Annotated in this window: 4 protein-coding genes; all 4 read left to right on the forward strand. The window is 48.7% G+C overall.

Annotation, left to right across the window (positions count from 1 at the left end):
• The first annotated feature begins 233 nt into the window (after nucleotides 1-233).
• Entirely contained in the window at nucleotides 234-2,078 is a 1,845-nt protein-coding gene (locus tag GGU45_RS08970) for a 2-oxoacid:acceptor oxidoreductase subunit alpha (protein WP_435223939.1), read from the forward strand.
• 179 nt (nucleotides 2,079-2,257) lie between these two features.
• Nucleotides 2,258-3,721: a patatin-like phospholipase family protein gene (locus GGU45_RS08975; protein WP_435223941.1), complete on the forward strand. Its 1,464-nt coding sequence runs from the start codon at nucleotides 2,258-2,260 to the stop codon at nucleotides 3,719-3,721.
• A 153-nt stretch (nucleotides 3,722-3,874) separates the two neighbouring features.
• Complete coding sequence (locus tag GGU45_RS08980) at nucleotides 3,875-4,504, forward strand: endonuclease III domain-containing protein (RefSeq protein WP_435223942.1); 630 nt, start codon at nucleotides 3,875-3,877, stop codon at nucleotides 4,502-4,504.
• 38 nt (nucleotides 4,505-4,542) lie between these two features.
• Nucleotides 4,543-7,413: an alpha/beta hydrolase family protein gene (locus tag GGU45_RS08985; protein WP_435223944.1), complete on the forward strand. Its 2,871-nt coding sequence runs from the start codon at nucleotides 4,543-4,545 to the stop codon at nucleotides 7,411-7,413.
• Nucleotides 7,414-7,705: the final 292 nt, after the last annotated feature.

Raw genomic sequence — 7,705 nt, forward strand, 5'->3', positions numbered from 1 at the left:
TTGAAAATAAGGGGATGTGAAAGTGTGGGAATGTGAATGTGTGGAAATGAAAGGCGTTTACATGTAATGGTGTGCGGCAACAACCGCAAAATCTGGTTTTTATTGAAAGGGGCTGATAACCAGTGATCAACAGCGCGCTGCAGCCCATGGATGGCCATGGCTGGTCATTTTACAAATTCGTGGTAAATCCTCCGGGTAAACTGTTGTACCTTTGCATCCCAATAATTTTTGATATGGTTCGAAATCAGGAGGTGCTACAGGATGTAGTCATCAAATTTGCAGGAGACAGCGGCGATGGTATGCAATTGACCGGAACACAGTTTACCAATAATACAGCTTTATTAGGAAATGATCTTTCCACTTTTCCGGATTTTCCGGCGGAGATACGGGCTCCACAGGGCACCCTGCCCGGCGTAAGTGGCTACCAGCTCCGCTTTTCATCAGATAGCATTTATACCCCCGGGGATAATTATGATGTGCTGGTGGCTATGAACGCTGCCGCGCTGAAGGCTAATCTTGCTACGCTTAAAAAAGGAGGGAAAATCATTGTAAATACCGATGGGTTTGATTCCAAAAACCTGCGGCTGGCCAATTACCCGGAGGGAGAAAATCCGGTTGCAGACGATAGTTTGCAAAGTTACGAGGTCATTAAGATGGATGTAACCAAGATGACCCGCGAAGCCCTGAAGGAATATACCATGGGCACCAAGGAAAAGGACCGGGCAAAAAATATGTTTGTGCTGGGCTTTTTGTACTGGCTTTATGGCCGGAATATGGAAAGTTCCATTGATTTTTTAAAGGAAAAATTTGGCAAACGTCCGGAGATCCTCGACAGCAATATCAAAGTATTACAGGCCGGCTACAACTACGGGGAAACTACGGAGGCTTTTACGACCACTTATAAAGTAGAAAAGGCCCGCATGGAGCCGGGAACCTATCGCTCTGTTATGGGTAACCAGGCCCTGGCCCTGGGGCTTATTGCCGCATCGCAAAAAAGCGGGTTGCCCATGTTCCTGGGTACCTATCCTATTACACCGGCATCCGATATCCTGCATGAATTGAGCCGGCATAAGAATTTTGGTATCCGGACCTACCAGGCGGAGGACGAAATAGCGGCAATCAGCGCCGCCATTGGGGCTTCTTATGGCGGATCGCTGGGGGTTACTACTACCTCGGGGCCGGGTATGGCGCTCAAGACGGAAGCCATGGGCCTGGCGGTAATGCTGGAAATACCCCTGCTCATTATTGATGTGCAGCGGGGAGGGCCTTCCACCGGGTTGCCCACGAAAACAGAACAGTCGGATCTGCTACAGGCCTATTATGGCCGAAACGGGGAATGCCCGATGCCTGTGATTGCAGCTTCTTCCCCGGCCGATTGTTTTGATGCGGTATATGAGGCGGTAAAGATCAGCGTACAGCACATGGTACCGGTGATCTTTTTAAGCGATGGTTATATCGCCAATGGCGCGGAGCCCTGGAAATTTCCAACGGAGGGCTCATTGCACCCCATTCATGTAAAGTTCAAAAAAGAGCTGGGGCACCATGAAGAGCAGTTTCAGCCCTATATCCGGGATGAAAACCTGGTACGCCCCTGGGTGGTGCCGGGTACAAAAGGAATGGAGCACCGTATTGGCGGCATTGAAAAACAAAATATTACGGGTAATATCAGCTATGACCCCGCTAACCACCAGCAGATGGTGAAGATCCGCCAGGAAAAAGTAGATAAGATTGCTGAGTTTATCCCCGAGCAAAAAATTGACACGGGCAGACCCGAAGGTGACGTGCTGGTGCTTGGCTGGGGATCTACCTATGGGGTTATTAAATCGGCCGTGCTTGAGCTGCAGGCCCAGGGAAGAGCCGTAAGTCATGCGCACCTGCGCCACCTGCGTCCTTTTCCGAAGAACCTGGGTGAACTGCTGCGGCGGTTCAAGACCGTGTTGATCCCCGAGATCAATAACGGCCAGCTTATAAAAATCATCCGTGATCAGTACCTGATCGATGCTAAGGGCTACCATAAAATTATGGGGGTACCCATTACCAAGCAGGAACTGATCGAAGAAATCGAACACTATTTGTAAGAATTCATACCAATAAAAAAGCGGGGAACTGATCGTCAGCTCCCCGCTTTTTATTGGTGCAAAGCGCTGACAGCTCATTTTAAGGGAGCCCTGCCATCCCCGAAAATAGTGAGTATAAGATAAAAGCGAATGGCATAGGTTACCTTTATAAGGGAAAAATTTGTTTTAAAGTCTGCTATATGCCCACCTCTAAAAAATTAACGGTAAAGGACTATCTTCAAAGTCCCAAAGTGCTGGCACAGTTACAGCAGCTAAAGGCCGCTTTTGGCGAAAACGCTGAGCGGCTCGTTATTTCCGATACATTGGATAAAGAAGGACACCAGTATGTAAATCTGGTTCAGAAAGGAGGAGGGGTGCTGGGCGTTGCCCTGGTGGGGTATACCTATATCCTGGAGCAGATGGGTATCCGCTTTATGCGGCTGGCCGGAACCAGCGCCGGCGCCATCAACACGGCATTGCTGGCCATAACCGGGAAAAAGGAAGCAGAAAAGTCGGCAACCATTCTCGGATCCATCACGCAGCTCAATTTCTTCGACCTGGTAGACGGGCATCCTGCCGCCCGCTGGCTGATCCGGAATTTTATTACCAAAAGCAGCTTTTTAAAGAAACTAAAAAACGGGCTCAGCGGCCTGGGCATCTTTTACGCCGTATTGCTGGCAATAACTTTTGTGTGCCTGTGGTTGTTGCCGCATAATGCTCCCTTGCAGGAATTGACACAAACGCTGGTGGTGGTGCTTTTGACGGTTACCTTGCTGCTGGGGATACTAGCCTGGTATATCCGCTATCTGTTAAGGCGGTTACGATCCAGCGGTTATGGCATCAACCCAGGCGATTTTTTTTATGACTGGCTAAAGGGATTGATGAAGGATCACGATGTGGAAGATGTGGATGACTTCCGGAATAAAGCCAGTCAGCCTGTTGAGGGACTGCACCTGCGTAATGTACACCCGGAGGGGCTGGAGGGCCTGGCCCCCGATGTGACGGTGATTGCATCAGAGCTGATCACTGAAAATAAGATTGAGTTTCCAAAAATGTGCCACCTGTTCCGCACCGGCGACCGGATCAATGAACTGCACCCGGCGGGATTGGTGCGGGCGTCCATGTCTATCCCTTTGTTTTTTGAATCTTACTTTATTTATGGAATACCCCGGGAGGATGAAACCATTAAAAAAGCCTGGATGGAGACATTTGGAGAAAAAGAACCACCGGCAGAGGCCCGCTTTGTAGACGGGGGAATCCTGTCCAATTTTCCCATCAGCATCTTTTATAATCCAAAGGTTATGGTGCCCCGGCTCCCTGTTTTTGGAATTGACCTGAACGACAGCAACCCTGAAGATAGCAGTAAAAATGCATCTGCCTGGACGTTGACGGGGTATTTTTCACGGATTTTTAATACCGTCCGGAACTACTATGATAAAGATTTTCAGTTAAAGAATAAAATGTATTCCAGGGGTATCGGCACCATCCCCGTGGCAGACTTTAATTGGCTGAATTTTTTTATTACAGATAAGGAAAAGCTGGCTTTATTTGAGCGCGGTGCGGAGGCGGCAACCCGTTTCCTGCTGGAGTTCGACTGGGAAGCCTATAAAGCGGACCGGACGATGATGCAGGCCACACTCGAAAAGAAAGCGGAGAAGCCGTAGGGTTAATTTGAAGATTTGAAAATGTGGGAATGTGAAAATGTGGAAATGTGAATCCCGATGACTATCACATAGGCGTCAGGTTAAGCGGGCGCGAACCAGCGAATGGCGCTCAAATCAACCGGAATGTTGTAATTTCAATGCAAATTTTATTTTATGAGCGCCCCTGTCAACTGGCCCAAGGTCATTCAACCGCTTCTAAAGAAATACAAATCTTCTAAACACCCGCTTGAGTATAAAAATACCTACCAGCTACTGGTAATGGTGGTACTCTCCGCGCAGGATTCGGACCGGCATATTAACCAGATTGCCCCCGCATTCTTTAAAATGTTTCCCAATATGACGGCGCTTTCCAAAGCAACAGAAGTCGCCATTTCGGAGCAGATCAGCGATGTGCGCAATTTTGGCAACAAGGCCAGATGGCTGTCTGAAATAGCTCAATCGGTAAAAAAAGATGCGGCGATTCCGATGGATCTTGAAGCACTTACGGCTTTAAAAGGGATCGGCCGGAAATCGGCCAACGTAATCCTCCGCGAAAGCGGTAAGCCCGCCGAGGGAATCATTGTAGATCTGCATGTGGTTCGGGTGGCGCCCCGCCTTGGAATAGCCGCGGGCACTGATCCAAAAAAGATTGAAAAACAGATTATGGACGTGCTGCCTCAAAAAGACTGGGATGCAGGTATGGCTATTTCCTTTTTAGGAAGGGAGATCTGCCGCCCCACCAATCCAAAATGTGAGATCTGCCTGATGAATGCGGTTTGTGCATTTTATAACAATAAGCTATAGATCCATAAAAAAATATATTTTAGCTCCAAAACAGCTTGATGAAGAAATTGGTATTGCTGGTGCTTACGGGCTTGACCTGCTCCGGCATCATTGCACAGAAAAAGCCCCTTGATGGTACGGTTTATGATCAATGGCAATCTATTGGTAAAACAATACTGAGCAATAATGGTAAATGGATCGTATACAACATTAACGTACAGGAAGGCGATGATTCGCTCGTAGTACAAGCCACGGATCAATCCTGGAAGAAAGTGATACCAAGAGGGTATGATGCGCGCATTACGGGTGATAGCAGAACCGTTGTTTTCAGCATAAAGGCGCAGTTTAAGGAGCTGCGTCAGGCAAGGATCAAAAAGAAAAAGCCGGCGGATATGCCCCGCGACTCGTTTGCTCTGCTAAATCTTGGTACAGACGAGGTGCAAAAGTTCCCGGGCCTGATCTCTTATAAAGGGCCCAAAACGCAGAATGAGTGGGTGGCGGGCCTCCTTAAAAATGAGCCTGCAAAAAAACCGGCCTACCAGTCCGATAAAAGCAAAGACAGCCTGCAGCAGGTGGTCGATTCATTGCAATATGTTATTAATGCCTTAAAACCCAGGGACGGCGAGGGGAAGGACAGTATTACGGATTACGGAAAGAACAACCGCCTGTTGCTGGTAAATACGATCAGCGGCGCACAACGGTATTTCTTCAATGTCAGCGACTATGCCTTTGATAAAAAAGGCAGCCGGCTGCTAATGGTGCAAACCCTCAGCCTGAAAGATACCAGCCGCACGGCGCGCGTAATACTTTACCAGTTAAAAACCGGGAAGACCGATACCCTGCTCCGGGGCGGCAATGATTTTAAAAATCTGACGCTTTCGGATGAGGGTGACCGGATTGCTTTTTTAGCCGAAAGGGATGCAAAGCCCAAAGCGCTGCAACGGTTTTACAAACTCTGGTATTACCGGCAAGGCATGGATAGCGCAACGGTACTGGTGGACACGTTAACCCCGAATATGCCCGGGGGAAGCACCGTAAGTGAATTTGGAAAAATGAGCTTTAGTAGAACCGGCCGGCGGCTATTATTTACCACCGCACCCGTAAAACCACCCCGGGACACCACTCTGGTGGATATCGATAAAGTAAACCTGGATATCTGGAATTATAAGGACGACTACCTGCAACCCTATCAGCTCGAAAATCAAAAGCGCGATCAGCAAAGAAGCGACCTTGCCGTGTATGATTTTGACGCCAGCCGGATGCTGCAGGTAGGAAGCCGGGAGCTACCCAATGTTTATGAAGCTCCGGAGAGCGATGGAACCGTTTTTATAGCGGTTACCGATACCGGTCGCCGTGTAGAATCGCAGTGGATGGGCCGCACCAGAAAAGATGTATACAAGATCGATATCCGCAACGGCCGTTATGTGCCGGTGGTTCAAAACCTCGAAGGGCAGATCGCTGCTTCCTGGTGTGCACCCTCGGGAAAATATGTGTTGTGGTACGACAGCCGGCAAAAAAATTATTTTGTTTTTGATGGTACAATGGCCCGGAATATAACCGGGGCGATCAAGGTACCGTTGTATGACGAAGAAAATGATGTACCGGATGAGCCTGCTCCTTACGGGATCATGGGCTGGACGGAGGGCGACCGTTCCGTGCTGATCTATGACCGCTACGATATATGGATGGTAGATCCCCGGGGCAAGGCGCTTCCCGTAAACCTGACAAAAAATGGAAGGCAGCAACAGGTCACCTACCGCTATATCGCAACAGATCCGGAAGAACGCTATATCAGACCCGGTGATAAAAACCTGCTGCACGTATTCAATAATGAAAATAAGAAGGCCGGATTCGCAGTGCTGGAAAACAACCGGCTTGATTTTTCGTTTTTTATTCCTGCGCTTTTCCGGGAACAGCCTTTTTACTTTGATTCGGTAACAAAGGCTAAAGATGCCGCGGTTTATAGCTATACAAGGGAGTGTTATACACAATCGCCCGATCTGTATGTTTTTGCAGATAGAAAAGAGGCAAAACTTTCTGCCATCAACCCTCAGCAGAATGCGTACAACTGGGGAACGGCGCAACTGTACCATTGGACCACTTTTTCCGGCAAAGCCGCCACGGGCATCCTGTACCGGCCCGAGGATTTTGACAGTACTAAAAAATACCCCGTGATTTTATACTTTTATGAAAAGCTTTCCGATAACCTGTACCGGTATATGGCTCCGGCGCCAACTCCCAGTCGCCTGAATATCTCCTTTTTTGTAAGCCGCGGATACCTGGTACTGACGCCGGATATTTCCTACACCATCGGCCATCCTGCAAACAGTGCCTATGATTATATTGTTAGCGGGGCAAAAGATCTTACCCGCCACAGCTGGGTAGATGCGGCGCGTATGGGCATCCAGGGGCAAAGCTGGGGCGGCATACAAGTGGCACAGCTGGTAACAATGACGCCCCTATTTGCCGCTGCCTGGGCCGGTGCACCGGTGGCCAATATGACCAGCGCCTATGGTGGTATCCGCTGGAAAGGCGGGGTAAACAGGCAGTTCCAGTATGAAAAAACGCAGAGCCGCATTGGCGCCACACTCTGGGAGAAGCCCGAATTGTATATTGAGAATTCACCCCTGTTTCATCTGCCTAAAGTTACCACGCCGCTGGTAATTATGGCTAATGACAACGATGGCGCTGTGCCCTGGTACCAGGGTATTGAATTATTTACCGGCATGCGCCGATTGGGCAAGCAGGTATGGATGCTCAATTACAACGGCGAAGAGCATAACCTGGTGCAGCGTAAAAACAGGAAGGATATCTCAGTACGCGAACAACAGTTTTTTGATTGGCTGCTGAAAGGAGCTAAACCGCCCCGCTGGCTTACAGAAGGAGTACCGGCAGTTGACAAGGGGATCCGCTGGGGGTTGGAAGAGTGATGTTTCAGGTTTGACGTTTCAAGGTTTCACGTTGGATCGTGATTCTGAATTCTCGATGCGCGTGTTCAATGTTCATGTTCCGGATTTCAATTTTTAGCGCTGAAACTTGAAACCTGGAACTACTGGTGTCCGGTAAAATTATTAAATGTGGAAATCAGGGTGTCAGAATTCAATAAATACGGGTTTTGTCTGCTGTGAAATAATTTACAAGCCCCTATGTTGGAGCAAACAGGTTGCATTGAGATGTTTTCCCGTGATTTTTAATCTTGTTGAGTAGTGCCTTTTCGGGCGA

Source organism: Niabella hirudinis (assembly GCF_051201075.1).
Classification (GTDB): domain Bacteria; phylum Bacteroidota; class Bacteroidia; order Chitinophagales; family Chitinophagaceae; genus Niabella; species Niabella hirudinis.